13 protein-coding genes are annotated in these 19570 nt (G+C 69.6%); 5 read left to right on the top strand and 8 right to left on the bottom strand.

What is annotated here, in order from left to right; translation table 11 throughout:
• Positions 1–65: 65 nt before the first annotated feature.
• A complete protein-coding gene (locus tag ACIA73_RS15000; protein ID WP_399438881.1) occupies positions 66–593 on the bottom strand; it encodes a hypothetical protein in 528 nt (175 codons plus the stop codon).
• A gap of 76 nt (positions 594–669) precedes the next feature.
• The gene (locus ACIA73_RS14995; RefSeq protein WP_399438880.1) at positions 670–2517 is read right to left on the bottom strand and encodes a S8 family peptidase; all 1848 of its coding nucleotides are present in this window, start codon (positions 2515–2517) and stop codon (positions 670–672) included.
• A gap of 296 nt (positions 2518–2813) precedes the next feature.
• Between ACIA73_RS14995 and ACIA73_RS14990 the strand changes: the two genes are divergently transcribed.
• Entirely contained in the window at positions 2814–3773 is a 960-nt protein-coding gene (locus tag ACIA73_RS14990; protein WP_399438879.1) for a superoxide dismutase, read from the top strand.
• 366 nt (positions 3774–4139) lie between these two features.
• Here the strand turns inward: ACIA73_RS14990 and ACIA73_RS14985 are convergent, their stop codons facing one another.
• From ACIA73_RS14985 to ACIA73_RS14960, 6 genes are all read right to left on the bottom strand, one after another.
• On the bottom strand, positions 4140–5180 hold the full coding sequence (locus ACIA73_RS14985; protein WP_399438878.1) for a PAC2 family protein: 1041 nt from the start codon (positions 5178–5180) through the stop codon (positions 4140–4142).
• Between the two features lie 158 nt (positions 5181–5338).
• Complete coding sequence (locus ACIA73_RS14980; protein ID WP_399438877.1) at positions 5339–6010, bottom strand: FadR/GntR family transcriptional regulator; 672 nt, start codon at positions 6008–6010, stop codon at positions 5339–5341.
• Positions 6011–6161: 151 nt separating this feature from the next.
• On the bottom strand, positions 6162–7772 hold the full coding sequence (locus ACIA73_RS14975; protein WP_399438876.1) for an FAD-dependent oxidoreductase: 1611 nt from the start codon (positions 7770–7772) through the stop codon (positions 6162–6164).
• Between the two features lie 5 nt (positions 7773–7777).
• Positions 7778–9304 carry a glycerol kinase GlpK gene (gene glpK / locus ACIA73_RS14970; RefSeq protein ID WP_399438875.1) on the bottom strand — a complete coding sequence of 509 codons (1527 nt, stop codon included), beginning with the start codon at positions 9302–9304 and terminating at the stop codon, positions 7778–7780.
• 65 nt (positions 9305–9369) lie between these two features.
• Positions 9370–10176: an MIP/aquaporin family protein gene (locus ACIA73_RS14965; protein ID WP_399438874.1), complete on the bottom strand. Its 807-nt coding sequence runs from the start codon at positions 10174–10176 to the stop codon at positions 9370–9372.
• Between the two features lie 193 nt (positions 10177–10369).
• Positions 10370–11140 (bottom strand): IclR family transcriptional regulator, encoded by a 771-nt coding sequence (locus ACIA73_RS14960; protein WP_399438873.1) that lies wholly within the window; start codon positions 11138–11140, stop codon positions 10370–10372.
• Positions 11141–11423: 283 nt separating this feature from the next.
• On the opposite strand from ACIA73_RS14960, the gene metH reads away from it, so the two are divergent.
• From metH to ACIA73_RS14940, 4 genes are all read left to right on the top strand, one after another.
• Complete coding sequence (gene metH / locus ACIA73_RS14955; protein ID WP_399438872.1) at positions 11424–14936, top strand: methionine synthase; 3513 nt, start codon at positions 11424–11426, stop codon at positions 14934–14936.
• A 175-nt stretch (positions 14937–15111) separates the two neighbouring features.
• Positions 15112–15813 (top strand): HAD family hydrolase, encoded by a 702-nt coding sequence (locus ACIA73_RS14950; RefSeq protein ID WP_399438871.1) that lies wholly within the window; start codon positions 15112–15114, stop codon positions 15811–15813.
• Positions 15814–16240: 427 nt separating this feature from the next.
• On the top strand, positions 16241–17845 hold the full coding sequence (locus ACIA73_RS14945) for an ABC transporter substrate-binding protein (protein ID WP_399438870.1): 1605 nt from the start codon (positions 16241–16243) through the stop codon (positions 17843–17845).
• A 58-nt stretch (positions 17846–17903) separates the two neighbouring features.
• Positions 17904–19499 carry an ABC transporter substrate-binding protein gene (locus ACIA73_RS14940; RefSeq protein WP_399438869.1) on the top strand — a complete coding sequence of 532 codons (1596 nt, stop codon included), beginning with the start codon at positions 17904–17906 and terminating at the stop codon, positions 19497–19499.
• Positions 19500–19570 lie beyond the last annotated feature (71 nt).

Raw genomic sequence — 19570 nt, 5'->3', positions numbered from 1 at the left:
CCGGCGCCGCCGGTCTGTGCTGATGACGTTCTGCCGCTGACGTACCGTCAAGAGGAGGCGCGGCGTTACTTGTTGACGACGATCGCCTTCAGGAGGGTCGGGGACTGGTCGTCGTAGAAGCCGATGACCCGGTGCCCGAACGCGAACGCCCGCTGGACCTCGTCGTGCACGATCTGGCTCGGGTTGACCAGCTGACGCCAGGCGTTGTCGACCAGCAGGAACAGGATCGGCGGCTGGCCCGGGAGGGGCTGGACGACGTCCCAGTACTGCGTGGCGGTGTTGCTCCTGATGGCCTGCTGCTCGACGCCCTGCTGCTGTCCCTGCTGTCCCTGCTGGCCCTGCTGGCCCTGGCCGAGCTGCTGGAGAAGCTGCTGGTACGGCTGCTGCTGGCCGAGCTGCTGAAGCTGCTGACCCAGGCCCTGCTGGCCGTAGCCCTGCTGGCCCTGGCCCTGGCTCTGCTGCCCGAACTGGGGCGGCGGCGGGGAGGTGGAGTCCGAACCCTGCTGGCCCAGGCCCTGCTGGCCGTAACCCTGCTGGCCGAAGCCCTGCTGCTGCCCGTAACTCTGGCCCTGCATCTGCGGGGTGGTGCTCATGCTGTGCCACCTTCCGGTCGTTGCGTTGCTCGCGGTCTGTGCTGCCCGTTGTCGAGGCGCGGGGGAGGCCGCTGCCTCAGCCGGTGACGACGAGACCGACGATCTCCTCGTCCGAGAACCACACACGTACGTCCGGCCGGCCCCCCGCGAAGGCGGCGTGCACCGCCTGGCGGATGTCGGGGGCCGGGTCGTTCAGGTTGCGCCAGGCCCCCGCCACGAACAGCCTCAGCCGCGGCGGGAGTTCACGGGGGTACGGGAGCAGTTCGTCCCAGTACCGTTCGGCCTGCCCGGTGCCCACCGCCGAGGGCAGCAGCCGGGTGACCGCGGACTTGATGTCGGGCCGGTTGCCGATCCGCTGCGAGGACGGCCTGTTCGGGGCGTCCTGCTGCGGCGAGCCGGTCGCCCGCAGTACCTCGCGGGCCCGCTCGGGGCTCATCGGTGCCAGGCCGGACGCCTTGAGGATGCCCTGGAGCGAGGCGAGCGCGCCGACCACCACGGGTGACGCCGACGACGTACCGGCGAAGGTGTCGGTGTACCAGGCGATCTCCTCCGCGCCGCCCTGGAGATCACCGGGGCGGTCCCAGGAGCCGCCCGTGGTGGTGACCTCGCGGCCCCAGCCCTGGGCGTCGATCCGGGCGCCGTAGTTGGAGAACGCCAGCCGCGAGCGGTCGGGACCGTGATCGCGGCCGTGCGTCCCGGGCGGGGGAGCGCCCGCACCCACCAGTACCGCACCGGAGGAACCGTGCGACGGGTTGAAGGGATTGCGCCACTGCTCGGGGAACTCGTCGGGCCGGCGCTCGTACAGCGCGTCGTCCAGACTCTCCGCGCCGTTTCCGGCGGGCTCGACCACGAGGATGCCCCGGGACGAGGCCCAGCGGATCGCCGCCAGGTCGTCCGGCCACCATTCGAGGGCGATGTAGCCGCGCTGGTCGTCGCGCTCGGAGAAGTCGAACCGTGGCCCCGGGCGGTGCAGTTCGACGAGGAGGAGGTCGCCGGGGGACAGGCGGGCGGCGGCGGCCTGGATGGTGGCGGCCGTGCCGAGACCGCGGAAGGAGGCGGCGGCGGTCGTCGCCTGCGGGGCGATGCCGGTGATGCCGCGCTCGCCCAGGTCGCCGCCGATGACGCCGAGGACGGCGGTGCCGTGGTTGCGCCAGGCCACGTCCTGGACCGGGGTGCCGATCACCACCCCGGCGAGCTTGTCCGCCAGGTCCTCGTGCCCCAGCTGCCAGGCGCCCTCGATGTCGATGACCGTCACGCCCTCGCCGCAGCCGCCGGGCCGCGACCACGCCCAGTACGCGTCGACGCCCTCGGGGGCGGGCCGCAGATAGCCCTGCCTGCCGGTGAAGTCGGGGGTGGCGGGGGTGCCCTCCTTGAGGCGCTTGTTCTCCTCGTAGCCCGGCTGCTGCGGCTGCTGCGGCTGGTAGGTCTGCTGCGCCTGATGAGTCTGCTGTGCGTGCTGGTACGGGAGTTGGCCTTGTGTGTACGGGGACTGCTGGGCCGGATACGACGCCGGGACCGCGCCCGGCTTGACGTACGCCGTCTCCACTCCGGGCAGTGCCGCGAGCCGTGCGGTCAGCTCCCGCGCCCGGTCCTCACCGCCCCGCACCCGGTAGTAGAGCGCCAGATCCTCGTCCTCGCGGGACGTCTGGGACGCATGGGATGCCTGGGACGACGTACTCGCATGACGATCCTCGTGCCCGAACAGCGGCTCCAGCGCCAGCTGTTCATCGCTGAGGAACATGTTCAGGGCCGATACGTCCGAGCCCGCCGCCGACCTGACGCCCTCCGCACCCGCCCGCAGCCGGGCCTCGCCGCTCGCCACGACGATCAGTTCGGGTTCGGCGCCCCGGTAGGTGAATCCCGCTCCGCCCGGTCCTGGGCCCGTGTTGCCGGGGCCCTCTCCGGGATGTACCTGATCGGTCATCGCTTCCACCGCTCCCCTCGGGTGCCGTGCGCTGCGTGCCTGTCCGGTGTCTTCTCGGAACTCGGTCCGCTGGGGACCTCGGTGGCCCAGACTGCTACCGCTCCGGCGATCCGTCCACCCGAATCACGCCAACTGCGTTTGAACAAAAGCGGAACAGGGAAACCCGGCCAATTCCGCGTGAAACAGATGTCACGCACCATTGAGGCCATTGAGGCCAATGCCTGCGCGGAAGGGGGACATGTGATGAGGTGTCTGCGTTCGTAGGTCCGAAGAACCATTCGTCGGAAGGATGTTCCGTGAGCGGCTCCTTGGCACGTCGAAGACTTCTCACCGCGAGCGCCGCGCTGGGCGGCGCGGCACTCCTGTCTCCCTTGGGTACGGCGCAGGCTGCGGCGGGTGGCGCGCGGTGGCCCACCCAATTCCCCCTCCCCAACGGCTTCCGGCCCGAGGGCATCGCTATCGGCGACAGCCCGCACGCGTACTTCGGCTCGCTCGGCGACGGCTCGGTCTACCGGGCGAGCCTGGCCACCGGCCGGGGCTCGGTCGTGCTGCGCGGGCTCGGCGGCTCGACCGTCGGCCTCAAGACCGACGACCGCGGCCGGCTCTTCCTCGCGGGCGGCCTCTCCCGGCAGATCCGGGTCGCCGACCCCCGCGGCGGGCGCCATCTGGCCGTCTACGACGTGCCCGGCGCGCAGATGGTCAACGATGTGGTGCTGCGCCCCGGCATCGCCTGGTTCACCGACTCCTACCGCGCCGTCCTGTACGGCGTCCCGCTCGGCCGGCACGGAGAACTCCCCGCCGCCCGCGACCTCGTGGTCCGCCCGCTGACCGGCGACTGGGTCCAGGGCGACGACTTCGCCGCCAACGGCATCGAGCGGACGCCGGACGGGCGTGCCCTGATCGTCGCCGACACCGTGGCCGCGGGCGGCTCACTGATGCGCGTCGACCCGCGCACCGGGGTCGCCCGGCGGATCGACGTCGGCGCGCTGAAACTGCCGGACGCGGACGGGCTGTTGCTGCGGGAACGGCTGCTGTACGTCGTCCAGCAACGCCAGAGCGCGATCGACGTGCTCCGTCTGAACGAGTCCGCCACCCATGGCCGCTTCGTCACCCGCCTCACCGACCCCCGCTTCCGCATCCCGACAACGGCGGCAGCCTGGCGCGACCGCATCTACCTCCCCAACGCCCGCTTCGACGTGGAACCGGTCCCGACAACGGAGTACGACGCGGTGGCGGTGCGGGGCGTGGAGGACTGAAGGGGGCTGAGGGGGGGCTTTTGGGGTGGCGGCGCGGTAATGCTGCCGAGTGGCTGTCACGCTGGGCGGCTGTCACGCCGAGTGGCTGTCACGCCGGGCGGCGGGGCCGCCTGCCCCTCCCACCTCTGGTAGCCCGCTTGGGCGGCGGGGCCGCATGCCCCTCCTGCTCCTGGTAGCCCGCTTGGGCGGCGGGGCCGCCCCCGGGGGCGGAACGGGCGGGCAAGGGGGCGGCCCCCGACGGAGTCGCACCCTCGCCGTCCCGGCCCGCCTTCGCCACCGGTCGGCCCCGCCCCCCCCGCGCCCCTGGAGGGGCGGAGTCCCTCGCGCCTCAGTGGCTGGTCCCGGAAGGGGGAGGCGAGTTGCGGGTTACTGGGCCGACGCGTCCGGGGGGTTGTCCGGGGGACCGGATTCGTCACCGGGCTCCGGTGTTTCCTCGTCGGTGCCCGCCGACCGTGGCTTCTTCGGCTGGCGGCCGCCGGACCCCGCACGGCCACCCGACGTGTCACGCAGATACGCCTCGCCGCCGTCGGTGGCCAGTCCGGGCCCACCCTCCCCGGGCCCCGCCGAAGGATCCCTCCGCCGCAGGTACCGCTCGAACTCCCGGGCGATCGCCTCCCCCGACGCCTCGGGAAGGTCCGCCGTGTCGCGCGCCTCCTCCAGGGACTGGACGTACTCGGCGACCTCACTGTCCTCGGCGGCCAGCTGATCCACCCCGACCTGCCACGCCCGCGCGTCCTCCGGCAGTTCGCCGAGCGGGATGCGCAGCCCGAGGAGGTCCTCCAGGCGGTTGAGGAGGGCGAGGGTCGCCTTCGGGTTGGGGGGCTGGGAGACGTAGTGGGGGACGGCCGCCCACAGGCTCACCGCGGGCACGCCCGCATGGGTGCACGCCTCCTGGAGGATGCCGACGATGCCCGTGGGCCCCTCGTAGCGGGTCTCCTCCAGGTCCATGGTGCGGGCCAGGTCCGGGTCGGAGGTGACCCCGCTGACCGGCACGGGGCGGGTGTGCGGGGTGTCGCCGAGCAGGGCGCCCAGGACCACCACCATCTCCACCCCCAGCTCGTGTGCGAAGCCCAGGATCTCGTTGCAGAACGACCGCCACCGCATGGACGGCTCGATGCCCCGCACCAGCACCAGGTCGCGCGGCTTCTCGCCACCGGTGCGGATCACCGAGAGCCGGGTGGTGGGCCAGGTGACCTTCCGTACGCCGTTCTCCAGGAAGACGGTCGGACGGTTGACCTGGAAGTCGTAGTAGTCCTCGGCGTCGAGCGCCGCGAACACCTCGCCCTTCCATTCCCGGTCCAGATGCGCGACCGCGGCCGAGGCGGCGTCACCGGCGTCGTTCCAGCCTTCGAACGCGGCCACCATGACCGGGTCGACCAGCTCGGGTACCCCGTCGAGCTCGATCACCCAGCGCCTCCTTCTTCCGACTTCATCAGGTGTTCCCCCTGTACGGGAGCGTCCAGGAGGCCCACCTTACGCATGCGGGAAGCGTGCCCTCAGGGGACTGAATCAATCGAAATCGGCCGGATCGGAGAGATCCGATCTTCCTCCACGGCCATGGCGCGCTACAGCGTCGACCGCAACCACTGCTCCACACTCGCGATGTGTACCGTCGCCCACGACCTGGCCGCCTCCGCGTCCCGGTCGCGCAGCGCGGCCAGGATCGCCCGGTGCTCGCGCAGGGTGCGGCTGAGCGCGTCCTCCTGGGTCAGTCCGCGCCAGATCCGGGCCCGGGTGGTGGGCCCGGAGAGGCCGTCCAGCAGGGAGCAGAGAACGGAGTTGCCGGAGCCCTGGACGATCGCGCGATGGAATTCGAGGTCGGCCGCGACCAGCTCCTCCACCGAGGGGTCGTCGCCCAGTGCGGTCAACCGGGCCTCCAGCGCGTCGAGTTCGTCGTCGGTCAGCCGGGAGCAGGCCATCGCCGTGGCCGCCGGCTCCAGGATCCGGCGTACCGCCAGGAATTCGAGCACCGTGTCGTCGCGGTGGAAGTCGACGACGAAGCTCATCGCCTCCAGCAGCAACTGCGGGTCCAGACTGGTGACATAGGTGCCGTCGCCCTGGCGGACGTCCAGGATCCGGATCAGCGAGAGCGCCCGTACCGCCTCCCGCAGCGAGTTGCGTGACAGGCCCAGTTCGGCCGCCAGCTCGCTCTCCTTGGGCAGCCGGTCGCCCGGCCGCAGCGCACCCGAGACGATCATGCCCTTGATGCGTTCGATGGCCTCGTCGGTGACGGCCATGGACGACCTCCTGTTCCCGCCCGGCACCGCCGCCAGACCTCCGACGTATCCTCGCACGCCGAAGGGCGGACCCTCAAAGAGGTCCGCCCTTCGGCGCAAGGCCCTGACCTGGGCCGATACAACTGGCTCTCGGGTCAGCGCCGACAGCGGGTCAGCTCTCGCGCGAAAGTACCCGCTCGACCTTGGCCCGTACGTCGTCCGTCGCCAGACCCCGGATCGTCAGGGTCGTACGGCGGCGCAGCACGTCGTCCGCGGTCTCCGCCCACTCGTGGTCCCGGGCGTAGACGACCTGCGCCATGATCTCCGGGGCGTCCGGGTGGATGCGCTCGGCCAGCGCCGGGTCGTCGCTCGCCAGCCGGGCGATGTCGAAGGACAGCGACCCGTAGTGGGTGGCCAGGTGGCGGGCCGTTTCGGGGGACATCCGGGGGCCGGGCGTACCGCCGTCGACGAGCAGCCGGTGGGCGACCGCGTTCGGGTTCGAGATGCCCGGCAGCGGAATCTTCTTGGGCAGGTGCGAGATCGGCTCCATGTCCTCGCCCAGCGGGTGGCCGGGGAGGGCGGCGAGCTTGTTCATCACCGTGCGGCCGATGTGGCGGAAAGTCGTCCACTTGCCGCCGGCCACCGACAGCATGCCGCCGCGGCCCTCGGTGACGACCGTCTCGCGCTTGGCCTTCGAGGTGTCGCCGGGACCGCCCGGCAGGACGCGCAGACCCGCGAAGGAGTACGTGATCAGGTCCCGGGAGAGCTGCTGGTCGCGGATGGAGAACGCGGCCTCGTCCAGGATCTGGGTGATGTCCTTCTCGTTCACCGCGACGTCCGCCGGGTCGCCCTCGTACTCCTCGTCGGTGGTGCCGAGCAGTAGCTGGTCCTCCCAGGGGAGGGCGAAGGTGATGCGGTACTTGTCGATCGGGGTGGCCAGCGCGGCCTTCCACGGCGCGGTGCGCTTCAGGACCAGGTGCGCGCCCTTGGAGAGGCGGATGGACGGCGCCGAGTTGGGGTCCTCCAGCTTGCGCAGGTGGTCCACCCACGGGCCGGTGGCGTTGAGCACCAGGCGGGCGTCGACACCGAACTCGGTGGCGTCCATCCGGTCCTTGAGCTCGGCGCCCGTCACCCGGCCGTGCGTGAAGCGCAGCCCGGTGACCTCGGCGTGGTTGAGCACGGTGGCGCCCGCCTCGACGGCCGCGCGGACCGTCATCAGCGCCATCCGGGAGTCGTTCATCTGGTCGTCGCCGTAGACCGCGACGGCCTTCAGGTTGTCGGTACGCAGTTCGGGGACGTCCCTCGCCGCACGCGACGGCGATATGACGTGCCCGACCCCGTCGCCGAAGGCGGACAGCGCGGAGTAGGCGAAGACGCCCGCACCGAGCTTGGCCGCGCCGTGCGGACCGCCCTTGTAGACGGGGAGGTAGAAGGTCAGCGGATTGGCGAGGTGCGGGGCGACGTCCCGCGAGACCGCCCGCCGCTCGAAGTGGTTCTCCGCGACCAGCTTGACCGCACCGGTCTGGAGGTAGCGGAGGCCGCCGTGGAGAAGCTTCGAGGAGGCGGACGAGGTGGCGCCGGCGAAGTCACCGGCGTCCACCAAGGCCACCCGCAGTCCGGACTGCGCGGCATGCCAGGCGGTGGAGATGCCGAGGATGCCACCGCCGATCACCAGGAGGTCGTACGTCGCCTTGGAAAGCCGCTCCCGGGTCTCGGCGCGGCTCGCGGTCGAACCGTCGGCCGGTCGCGCCCCGGGGGCCGGGACGCTCTGCAGGGTGGTCATGTCGATTACTCCTCGTCCTCGATCCAGCCCATGGTCCGCTCGACGGCCTTGAGCCAGCTCTTGTACTCACGGTCCCGCGTGTCCGCGTCCATGCGGGGGGTCCACTCGGCCGCGCGGCGCCAGTTGGCGCGCAGCTCGTCCGTGCCGGACCAGAAGCCGACCGCGAGGCCGGCCGCGTAGGCAGCACCGAGACAGGTGGTCTCGGCGACCATCGGACGGACGACGGGAGCGTCCAGGAAGTCCGACAGCGTCTGCATCAGCAAGTTGTTGGAGGTCATGCCGCCGTCGACCTTGAGGGCCGTCAGCTCGACGCCGGAGTCCTTGGTCATGGCGTCGGTGATCTCACGGGTCTGCCAGGCGGTCGCCTCCAGCACGGCACGGGCGATGTGCGCCTTGGTGACGTAGCGGGTGAGACCGGCGATCACACCGCGGGCGTCGGAGCGCCAGTACGGGGCGAACAGACCGGAGAAGGCGGGCACGATGTACGCGCCGCCGTTGTCGTCGACGCTGGAGGCCAGCGTCTCGATCTCGGCCGCGGTTTTGATCATGCCCATCTGGTCGCGCATCCACTGGACGAGCGAGCCGGTGACGGCGATCGACCCTTCCAGCGCGTACACCGGCTTCTGGTCGCCGATCTGGTAGCCGACGGTGGTCAGCAGGCCGTTGTACGAGTTGACGGGCTCCTCGCCGGTGTTCATCAGCATGAACGTGCCGGTGCCGTACGTCGACTTGGCCTCGCCCTCGGAGAAGCAGGTCTGGCCGAACAGGGCCGCCTGCTGGTCACCGAGCGCGGAGGCGACCGGAACGCCCGCCAGGACGCCCTCGGCTGCCGTGCCGTACACCTCGGCGGAGGACCTGATCTCCGGCAGCACCGCCGCCGGGATGCCCATGGAGTGCAGGATCTTCTCGTCCCACTCCATCTTGTGCAGGTTCATCAGGAGGGTGCGCGAGGCGTTGGTGACGTCGGTGACGTGCACGCCGCCGTTGACACCGCCGGTGAGGTTCCAGATGACCCAGGAGTCCATGGTGCCGAAGAGGATCTCGCCGGCTTCCGCGCGCTCGCGCAGGCCCTCGACGTTGTCCAGCAGCCAGCGGATCTTGGGGCCGGCGAAGTAGCTGGCCAGCGGGAGGCCGGTCTCGCGGCGGAAACGGTCCTGCCCGACGTTGCGGCCGAGCTCCTTGCAGAGGGCGTCGGTGCGGGTGTCCTGCCAGACGATGGCGTTGTGGACGGGCTCACCGGTCGCCTTGTCCCACATCATCGTGGTCTCGCGCTGGTTGGTGATGCCGATCGCCTTGACGTCGGCGGCGGAGATGCCCGCCTTGACGACCGCCCCGGCCACGACCTCCTGGACGTTCTCCCAGATCTCGGTCGCGTCGTGCTCGACCCAGCCCGGCTTCGGGAAGATCTGCTCGTGCTCCTTCTGGTCGACCGAGACGATCCGGCCGTCCTTGTCGAAGACGATGCAGCGGCTGGAGGTGGTGCCCTGGTCGATGGCCGCGATGAACGGTCCTGTGGTGTGTGCGTCGCTCACGGTGTGCTCCTCGAAGTCTTTTCTCGTACGGCTCTGCGGCGCGGACGGCTCCGCCGCGGACGTCTCTAGGCGAAGGCGAGCTGGTAGATGCCGCCCGCGAGGGCGCCACCGATCAGCGGGCCGACCACCGGGATCCAGGCGTAGCCCCAGTCGGAACCGCCCTTGTTGGGCAGCGGGAGCAGTGCGTGCACGATGCGCGGACCCAGGTCACGGACCGGGTTGATGGCGTACCCGGTCGGACCGCCCAGCGAGAGGCCGAGGCTGACGACGACGAAGGCGGTGATCATCGCGCCCATCACGCCCGGACCCTTGGGGTCGTCGGGGGAGACGCCGCCGATGGTCGACTGGGTGAGGATCGCCAGGACCAGCACCGCGGTGGCGATGATCTCGGTGGTCAGGTTCTGCGCGACGTTGCGGATCTCGGGGCCGGTGGAGAAGACACCGAGGACCGGGCCGGCCTTGGGAGCCGTCTTCTGGTCGACCATGCCGTCCTCGGCCGGCTGTGCCGCGAGGATCTCCGGGTCCGTGAGGTGGGCGCGGAACTGTCCGGCGTACGACGCCCAGACCAGCAGCGCACCGATCATGGCGCCGAGTATCTGACCGGCGAAGTACGTCGGCACCTGACCCCAGGTGATGGTGCCCTTGACGGCCAGACCGACGGTGACCGCCGGGTTCAGGTGGGCGCCGGAGAGCCCGCCGGAGATATACGCACCGGTCAGTACGGCGAAGCCCCACCCGAAGGTGACGGCGAGCCATCCGGCGTTGAACGCCTTCGAGCGCTTGAGCGTGACGGCGGCGCAGACGCCACCGCCCAGCAGTATGAGTACGGCGGTACCGATGGTCTCGCCGGTGAAGATGTCGAGGCTGGACACCCGCGACTCCTTTGTCCTTCGTCCAGGTTCAGAACTCTCGTTGAGAGCCCCAGCCGGTTCCTGGCGTTGTCACACTCTAACTCGTATTGCCGTTAGGTGTTCGACAATGCCGACCGGTGAACGGCAGTTTTCACCTCCGTTACCAGTGAGTCAAGGGTTCTGTGATTCCGGTCCCACCGCCACTCGGGCGGCTTCAGAACCGCCCGGCGCCCAGGTCCCGCGAGACGGCCCGTGCGCAGTCCCGTACCGCGGCGACCAGTTCGGGCTTCAACTCCCCGTCGGGGCAGATCCGTTCGACCGCGCCGGCGATGCCCACCGCGCCCACCGGCATCCGCCGGCGATCGTGGATCGGGGCGGCGATCGAGGCCACGCCCTCCCAGGTCTCCTCCACGTCACTGGCCCAGCCGCGGGCCCGGGTGAGGTCGAGCACCCCCTCGAAGTCCAGCGGGGAGGTCACGGTGCGCGAGGTGAAGGACTCGGGCGCGACGGGGGCGTCCAGCGCCTCGGCCAGCGCCACCGGGTCGTACGCGCACAGCACCTTGCCCAGCGCGGTGCTGTGCAGCGGCTGCATCGCCCCCACCTCAAGCACCTGGCGGCTGTCGTCCGGGCGGAAGACGTGGTGCACGATCAGTACGCCCTGCTGGTGCAGTACGCCCAGATAGGCGCTCTCCCCGCTGGAGCGGGCCAGATCGTCCGTCCAGACCAGGGCGCGGGCCCGCAGCTCGTGCACATCCAGATAGCTGTTGCCCAGGCGCAGCAGCTCGGCGCCCAGCTGGTAGCGGCCCGACGTGGGGTCCTGCTCCACGAAGCCCTCGTGCTGCAGGGTGCGCAGGATGCCGTGCGCGGTGCCCTTGGCCAGGTCCAGCGCGGAGGCCACCTCCGACAGCCCGAGCCGGCGCTCACCGCCCGCGAGCAGCCGCAGCATGGCAGCCGCGCGTTCCAGCGACTGGATGTTGCGAGCCATCGCCCGATCACCTCCACTGGGATTCGACGTTTGTGTGGTTCGTTGGTGCAGACAAACCAACGAGTTCGGCAATGCTGAACAGTATCGGCCGATGTCGACCCCTGTCACCGGAGGTATCCGGCCGTATCCCCTTCCGCGACCCCACCACCGCCCGCGCCGCAGCGCCGTCCGCCCTGCGGGACACCTGCACACATCCCCGACCGGCCCCGTTACCCTGACCGGGTGCACGGGCCACCTGGGCCCGCGCAAAGCCGACAGCCGTCGCAACCCTGGGAGCACTTCCATGGCCTCGTTGCCGAACCCCACGCCCGATGCCCGCACCCGAGCCACCGCCCTCCGCGAGGCGCTCGCCTCCCGCGTAGTGGTCGCCGACGGCGCGATGGGCACCATGCTCCAGGCACAGGACCCCACCCTCGAAGATTTTCAGGACCTCGAAGGCTGCAACGAGATCCTCAACCTGACGCGCCCGGACATCGTCCGCAACGTGCACAAGGAGTACTTCGCGGTCGGCGTCGACTGCGTCGAGACCAACACCTTCGGCGCCAACCACTCCGCCGCCAACGAGTACGACATCGCGGACCGCATCGTCGAGCTCTCCGAGTCCGGCGCCCGCATCGCCCGCGAGGTCGCCGACGAGTTCACCGCCACCGACGGCCGCCAGCGCTGGGTGCTCGGCTCCATCGGTCCCGGCACCAAGCTGCCCTCGCTCGGCCACATCGCGTACGACGTGCTGCGCGACGGCTACCAGCAGAACGCCGAGGGCCTCCTCGCCGGCGGCGCCGACGCCCTGATCGTCGAGACCACTCAGGACCTGCTGCAGACCAAGTCCAGCCTGATCGGCGCCCGCCGCGCCATGGACGCGCTCGGCTTCGAGGTGCCGCTGATCTGTTCGCTGGCCTTCGAGACCACCGGCGTGATGCTGCTCGGCTCCGAGATCGGCGCCGCGCTCACCGCCCTGGAACCCCTCGGCATCGACCTCATCGGCCTCAACTGCTCGACCGGCCCCGCCGAGATGAGCGAGCACCTGCGCTATCTGGCCCGCCACTCCCGCACCCCGCTGATGTGCATGCCGAACGCGGGCCTGCCGGTCCTCACCAAGGACGGCGCCCATTTCCCGCTCGGCCCCGAAGGCCTCGCAGACGCCCAGGAAGCCTTCGTCAACGACTACGGCCTCTCCCTGATCGGCGGGTGCTGCGGCACCACGCCCGAGCACCTGCGCCAGGTCGTCGACCGTGCCCGCGGCCTGACCCCGGCGGTGCGCGAGCCGCGCCCCGAGCCCGGCGCCGCCTCGCTCTACCAGACCATGCCGTTCCGCCAGGACACCTCGTACCTCGCCATCGGTGAGCGGACGAACGCTAACGGCTCGAAGAAGTTCCGCGAGGCCATGCTGGACGGCCGCTGGGACGACTGTGTGGAGATGGCCCGCGACCAGATCCGCGAGGGCGCCCACATGCTCGACCTCTGCGTCGACTACGTGGGCCGCGACGGCGTCGCCGACATGAAGGAACTGGCGGGCCGCTTCGCCACCGCCTCCACCCTCCCCATCGTCCTGGACTCCACCGAACTCCCGGTCCTGAAGGCCGGGTTGGAGAAGCTCGGCGGGCGCGCCGTCATCAACTCGGTCAACTACGAGGACGGCGACGGCCCCGAGTCCCGCTTCCAGCAGGTCACCGCGCTGGCCGCCGAGCACGGCGCGGCCCTGATCGCGCTGACCATCGACGAGGAGGGCCAGGCCCGCACCGTCGAGCACAAGGTCGCCATCGCCGAGCGCCTGATCGCGGACCTCACCGGCAACTGGGGGGTGCAGGAGTCGGACATCCTCATCGACGTCCTCACCTTCACCATCTGCACCGGCCAGGAGGAGTCCCGCAAGGACGGCATCGCCACCATCGGCGCCATCCGCGAACTCAAGAAGCGCCACCCCGACGTCCAGACCACGCTGGGCCTCTCCAACATCTCCTTCGGCCTCAACCCGGCCGCCCGCGTCATCCTCAACTCCGTCTTCCTCGACGAGTGCGTCAAGGCCGGACTCGACTCCGCGATCGTGCACGCCTCCAAGATCCTGCCGATCGCCCGGCTGGAGGAGGAGCAGGTCAAGGTCGCCCTCGACCTCATTCACGACCGCCGCGCCGAGGGCTACGACCCCCTGCAGAAGCTCATGGAGCTCTTCGAGGGCGTCAACATGAAGTCGATGAAGGCCGGCCGCGCCGAGGAACTCCTCGCGCTGCCGCTGGACGAGCGCCTCCAGCGCCGCATCATCGACGGCGAGAAGAACGGCCTGGAGGCAGACCTCGAAGAGGCCCTCGCCGACACCCCCGCCCTCGACATCGTCAACAACACCCTGCTCGAAGGCATGAAGGTGGTCGGCGAGCTGTTCGGTTCCGGCCAGATGCAGCTGCCGTTCGTGCTCCAGTCCGCCGAGGTCATGAAGACCGCGGTGGCCTACCTGGAGCCGCACATGGAGAAGTCGGACGACGACGGCAAGGGCACCATCGTGCTGGCCACCGTCCGCGGCGACGTCCACGACATCGGCAAGAACCTCGTCGACATCATCCTCTCCAACAACGGCTACAACGTGGTCAACCTGGGCATCAAGCAGCCCGTCTCCGCGATCCTGGAAGCCGCCGAGGAGCACCGGGCCGACGTCATCGGCATGTCCGGCCTCCTCGTCAAGTCGACGGTGATCATGAAGGAGAACCTGGAGGAGCTCAACCAGCGCAAGATGGCCGCCGACTTCCCGGTCATCCTGGGTGGCGCCGCGCTCACCCGGGCGTACGTCGAGCAGGACCTGCACGAGATCTACGAGGGCGAAGTACGGTACGCCCGCGACGCGTTCGAGGGGCTGCGCCTGATGGACGCCCTGATCGGCGTCAAGCGCGGAGTGCCCGGTGCCAAGCTCCCCGAGCTCAAGCAGCGCCGCGTCCCCAAGCGGGAGAACGCGGCGGTCCTGGAGGTGCAGGAGCCCGAGGGCTCGGTGCGCTCCGACACCGCCACCGACAACCGGATCCCCGAGCCTCCCTTCTGGGGCACCCGTGTCATCAAGGGCATCGGTCTCAAGGAGTACTCCTCCTGGCTGGACGAGGGCGCACTGTTCAAGGGGCAGTGGGGCCTGAAGGAAGCCCGCAAGGGCGGACCGACCTACGAGGAGCTGGTGGAGACCGAGGGCCGCCCGCACCTGCGCGGCTGGCTCGACAAGCTGCACACCGAGGGTCTCCTCGAAGCGGCCGTCGTGTACGGCTACTTCCCCTGTGTCTCCAAGGGCGACGACCTGATCCTGCTCAACGACGACGGCTCCGAGCGCACCCGCTTCTCCTTCCCGCGCCAGCGCCGCGGCCGCCGTCTGTGCCTGGCCGACTTCTTCCGCCCGGAGGAATCCGGCGAGGTGGACGTGGTCGGCCTCCAGGTCGTCACCGTCGGCTCCAGGATCGGCGAGGAGACCGCCAAGCTCTTCGAGGCCAACTCCTACCGCGACTACCTCGAACTGCACGGCCTCTCCGTCCAGCTGGCGGAAGCCATGGCCGAGTACTGGCACGCCAGGGTCCGCTCCGAGCTCGGCTTCGCGGGCGAGGACCCCAGCGACGTGGCCGACATGTTCGACCTGAAGTACCGCGGCGCCCGCTTCTCGCTCGGTTACGGCGCCTGCCCCAACCTGGAGGACCGGGCGAAGATCGCCGACCTGCTCCGGCCCGAGCGGATCGGCGTGCACCTCTCCGAGGAGTTCCAGCTCCACCCGGAGCAGTCCACCGACGCGATCGTCATCCACCACCCGGAGGCGAAGTACTTCAACGCGCGGTAGCGCGGGGTCGGGGGGCGTCCCGACGCCCTCTTCCGCTCCCGTTCACCCGGACGCGGCAATACAGGAACGCGCGTTCACCGGGCCGGACGTACACTGGTCGGCCCAGTGCAGGCCGGTTGCCCTCTCCACTCCAGGGGGAGCAGCCGGCCTTCTCGTCCCCCAGGAGGAGTGCCGGATGACAAGTACGGTCCCCGCGCCCACGACAATCACCGCCGAAGACTCGGCCCTCCAGGCGGTCTTCCTCGACATGGACGGCACCCTGGTCGACACCGAGGGCTTCTGGTGGGACGCCGAGAAGGAGGTCTTCGCCGGCCTCGGCCACCAACTCGACGAATCCTGGCGGGAGGTGGTCGTCGGCGGCCCGATGACCCGCAGCGCGGGCTTCCTCATCGAGTCCACCGGCGCCGACATCACCCTCCCCGAGCTGACCGTCCTGCTCAACGACAGCTTCGAGGCGCGCATCGGACGGGGGGTGCCGCTGATGCCGGGCGCCGCGCGGCTGCTGGCCGAGTTGCGGACGTACGACATCCCGATGGCACTCGTCTCCGCCTCGCACCGGCGCATCATCGACCGCATCCTCGAATCGTTCGGCACCGGCACCTTCCACTTCACCGTCGCGGGCGACGAGGTCTCCCGCACCAAGCCGCACCCCGACCCCTATCTGCACGCGGCGCGCAGGCTCGGCGCCGATCCGGTGAGATGCGCGGTGATCGAGGACACCGCGACCGGCGTGGCCTCGGCCGAGGCGGCGGGCTGCCGGGTGGTGGCCGTCCCCTCCGTGGCACCGATCGCCGCCGCCGACGGACGCGTGGTCGTCGGCTCACTCGAAGAAGTCGATCTCGCATTTCTCCGGAAGCTCATCACGGGAATGCACTGACGCGTGCACACTGCGTGGCCTCCTGAATAGAAGGAAACACAGGGCAGCGGGTCATGCGGTTTGCGTGAGATTCCCTATTGAGGAATTCACGCCACCGTAAATGTATTCATCGAGTGACCTTCGTCACGGGCGGGCCCGCCGATACCTGGGCAAGAAGGCAAGAAACCAGGTCGGCGGGCAATTTTGTGTGCCCATGTGTCCGGATTGGTGAAGAGGTGTACGAAAGATTCTCGGACCCGGCGCGTCGGCTTGCACCGTGCACGGCTGCCCGATGCCCGGCAATGCGCACTAATCTCAACGCGAGAACTTCGCCGCACCTTCCCGTGGTTCGGTAACCGGCCCGATCTGCACGTCGTCAACCGGCGGATAACGGCGAAGTGTTCGTACGCGACTGCATCGCATCGCCGGTTGAGGGAGAACGTCCAGGATGAACCGCAAGACATGGGTGCTGCCCGCAGCTGTCTGCCTGCTCGCTCCGATACTCGCCGCATGCGGCGGCGAGGCGGACAGTCAGGACGGGGCAGGTAAGGCCATCGTCGTGGGCACCACGGACCAGTTCGTCGCGACCAAGGACGGACCGGCCCCCTTCGACCCGGCGTTCGCCTACGACACCGCGTCCTGGAACGTCATGCGGCAGACCCTGCAGACCCTGCTGCGCGTCCCGCGCGGCGGCGGCGCACCGGTGCCCGAGGCCGCCGAGAGCTGCGGCTTCACCGACACCAGGAACACCAGCTACCGCTGCAAGCTGCGCAGCGGCCTGAAGTTCTCCGACGGCAAGGCGATGAGCGCCGCCGACGTCAAGTTCTCCATCGAGCGCGTCGTGGCGATCAATGACGACAACGGGCCCAAGGGTCTGCTCACCAACATCGACCTCGTCGAGGCCAAGGGCGACAACGAGGTGGTCTTCCACCTCAAGTCCGCCGACGCCACCTTCCCGTACAAACTGGCCACCCCCGCCGCCTCCATCGTGAACGAGGCCAACTACGCCGCCAAGAAGGTGCGGGCGGGCTTCGACGTGACCGGCTCCGGCCCCTACACCGTCGACATCGATGCCAAGGGCGACACCGCCACCAAGGCGGTCTTCACCAAGAACCCGAGCTACAAGGGTGACGTGAAGCTCCAGAACGACAAGGTCGAGATCCGCTCCTTCCCCGACTCGCAGGCCCTGGAGAAGGCCCTGCGCGACGGTGAGATCGACGTGATCTCCCGCACCCTGGCCCCCGAGCAGATCAGCAAGATGTCCACGTCGCAGGACCAGGCCATCAAGCTGGTCGAGCTGCCCGGCCTGGAGATCCGCTACCTCGGCTTCCACACCTCCGACCCCGTGGTCGGAAAGAAGGCCGTGCGCCAGGCGATGGCCACCGTCATCAACCGCGCCGAGCTGGTCAGCCAGGTCTACGGCAGCACCGCCGCGCCGCTGTACTCGCTGATCCCCACGAGCATCACCGGGCACAAGAACTCCTTCTTCAACAAGTACCCCGCACCGGACGTGAAGAAGGCCAAGAACCTGCTGGCCGGCGCCGGTATCCGCCGCCCCGTCAAGCTGACGCTCGACTACACGACCGACCACTACGGCGCGGTCACCAAGAAGGAGTTCGAGGTGCTGCAGAAGCAGCTGAACGCCTCCGGCCTCTTCGACGTCAGCCTCAAGGGCACCAAGTGGAGCGCCTTCACCGGCGAGCAGCGCGACGGCAAGTACGCCGTCTACGGCATGGGCTGGTTCCCCGACTTCGCGGACGGCGACAACTACATCGCGCCGTTCCTGGACGAGGACAACTTCCTGCAGACCCCGTACGTCAACAAGGAAGTCCGCGACACCCTCATCCCCCAGTCGCGCGGCAAGGCCGACCGGGGCGCGGCCATCCCGGCCTTCGAGCAGATGCAGGACATCGTCGCCGAGGACGTACCCGTACTCCCGCTGTGGCAGGGCAAGCAGTACCTCGCCGCCCGCAGTGACATCACCGGCACCGAATGGGCGGTCAACTTCGCCGCCGACCTTCAGCTGTGGGAGCTCGGTCGCGGCGTCGCCTGATCCCCCACCAGGCCCCCCACGACGCACGACGTTCAACCCGGAAAGTGTGAAGCACCCCGTGCAGATACGTAAGTCTTGGCTGACCACCCCCCTCGCAGCCGGACTCTCCGCCGGTCTCCTCGTCGGCTGCGGCACCTCCGCAGGCGGCGGGGCAGAACCGACCGCCGGAACCGGACAGCCCGTCACCATGGGCATGTCCGACGAAATCAAGGCGACCGACCCGGCCTCCGGCTACGACCCCGGCTCCTGGCTGCTGTTCAACAACGTCTTCCAGTCGTTGATGGCCTTCCCCAAGGGCGGCTCCCAGCCGGAACCGGACGCCGCCCAGAGCTGCGCCTTCGACGACGGCAGCACCGTCTACCGGTGCACCTTGCGCGACGGCCTCGCCTTCAGCAACGGTCACGCGCTCACCTCGCAGGACGTCAAGTACTCCTTCGAGCGCACCATGCGGATCAACGACAAGGCCGGCCCGTCCGTCATGCTGTCGTCGATCCGGAGCATCGAGACCCCGGACGACAGGAACGTCGTCTTCCGCCTCAAGGTCCCGGACTCCACCTTCCCCAGCAAGATCGCCTCCGGCGCCGGTGCGATCGTCGACCGCACCGCCTACCCGGCGGACAAGCTGCGCACCGACAACAAGGCCGTCGGCTCGGGCCCCTACCGGCTCGAATCCTTCGACCAGGAGAAGGCCGTCTTCGCCGTCAACGACGGTTACCGGGGCGACGCCAAGATCAAGAACACCGGTATGACCCTCAGGCTCTTCCACAACGACCAGAAGGCACTGGCCCAGTCCCTGAAGAACGGCAGCATCGACCTCGCCTACCGAGGACTCGCCGCCAAGGACATCGCCGACACCGAAGCCGCCTCCCTCAGCGGCGACAAGCCCGTCGCCCCCGTCGAGGGCAGCAGCGCCGAGGTCCACCACCTGGTCTTCAACATGAAGGACCCGGTGGCAGGCAAGCTCGGCGTGCGCCGGGCCATCGCCTACCTCGTCGACCGCGGCGCCCTGGTCCGCGACGTCTACCGGTCCACCGCCACCCCGCTCTACTCGATCGTCCCCGCGGGCATCACCGGCCACAACACCGCCTTCTTCAACAAGTACGGCGGCAGCCCCCAGCCCGCGAAGGCCCGTCAGGCACTGCGCGCGGACGGCATCAAGGGCAAGGTCAAGCTCACCCTGTGGGCCACCCCCGCCCGCTACGGACCCGCCACCGTCGAGGAGTTCAAGGCCCTCGCCCAGCAGCTCAACCGCAGCGGACTCTTCCAGGCCGACGTGAAGTCCGTCGACCAGGAGCAGTACGAGAAGGACATCGCCGCCGGCAAGTACGGGGTCTACGTCAAGGGCTGGGTCCCCGACTACCCGGACGCCGACAACTTCACCCAGCCGTTCTTCGGCAAGGGCAACGTGCTGTCCAACGGGTACGAGAACAGCGAGATCACCGACCGGATCATCCCCGGGACCGCGGCATCCGCCGACCGCAGCGCCACCGCCGAGGACTTCGGCCGGCTCCAGGACCTGGTCGCCGACGACGTCCCGATCCTCCCGCTGTGGCAGGGCAAGCAGTACGCCGTCGCCCACAACAACATCTCGGGCCTGGAATGGACCCTGGACACCTCGACGGTCTTCCGCTTCTGGGAGATCAGCAAGAGCTGACCGAAACCACCGCGACATGAGTGTGGGGCCCCGCCGACAACCCGGCGGGGCCCCACACTCATGTCCGTCCG

It is taken from the genome of Streptomyces sp. NPDC051561 (assembly GCF_044454195.1).
In the GTDB taxonomy this organism is placed as follows: domain Bacteria; phylum Actinomycetota; class Actinomycetes; order Streptomycetales; family Streptomycetaceae; genus Streptomyces.
This window is presented reverse-complemented; position numbering and strand designations above follow the sequence as displayed.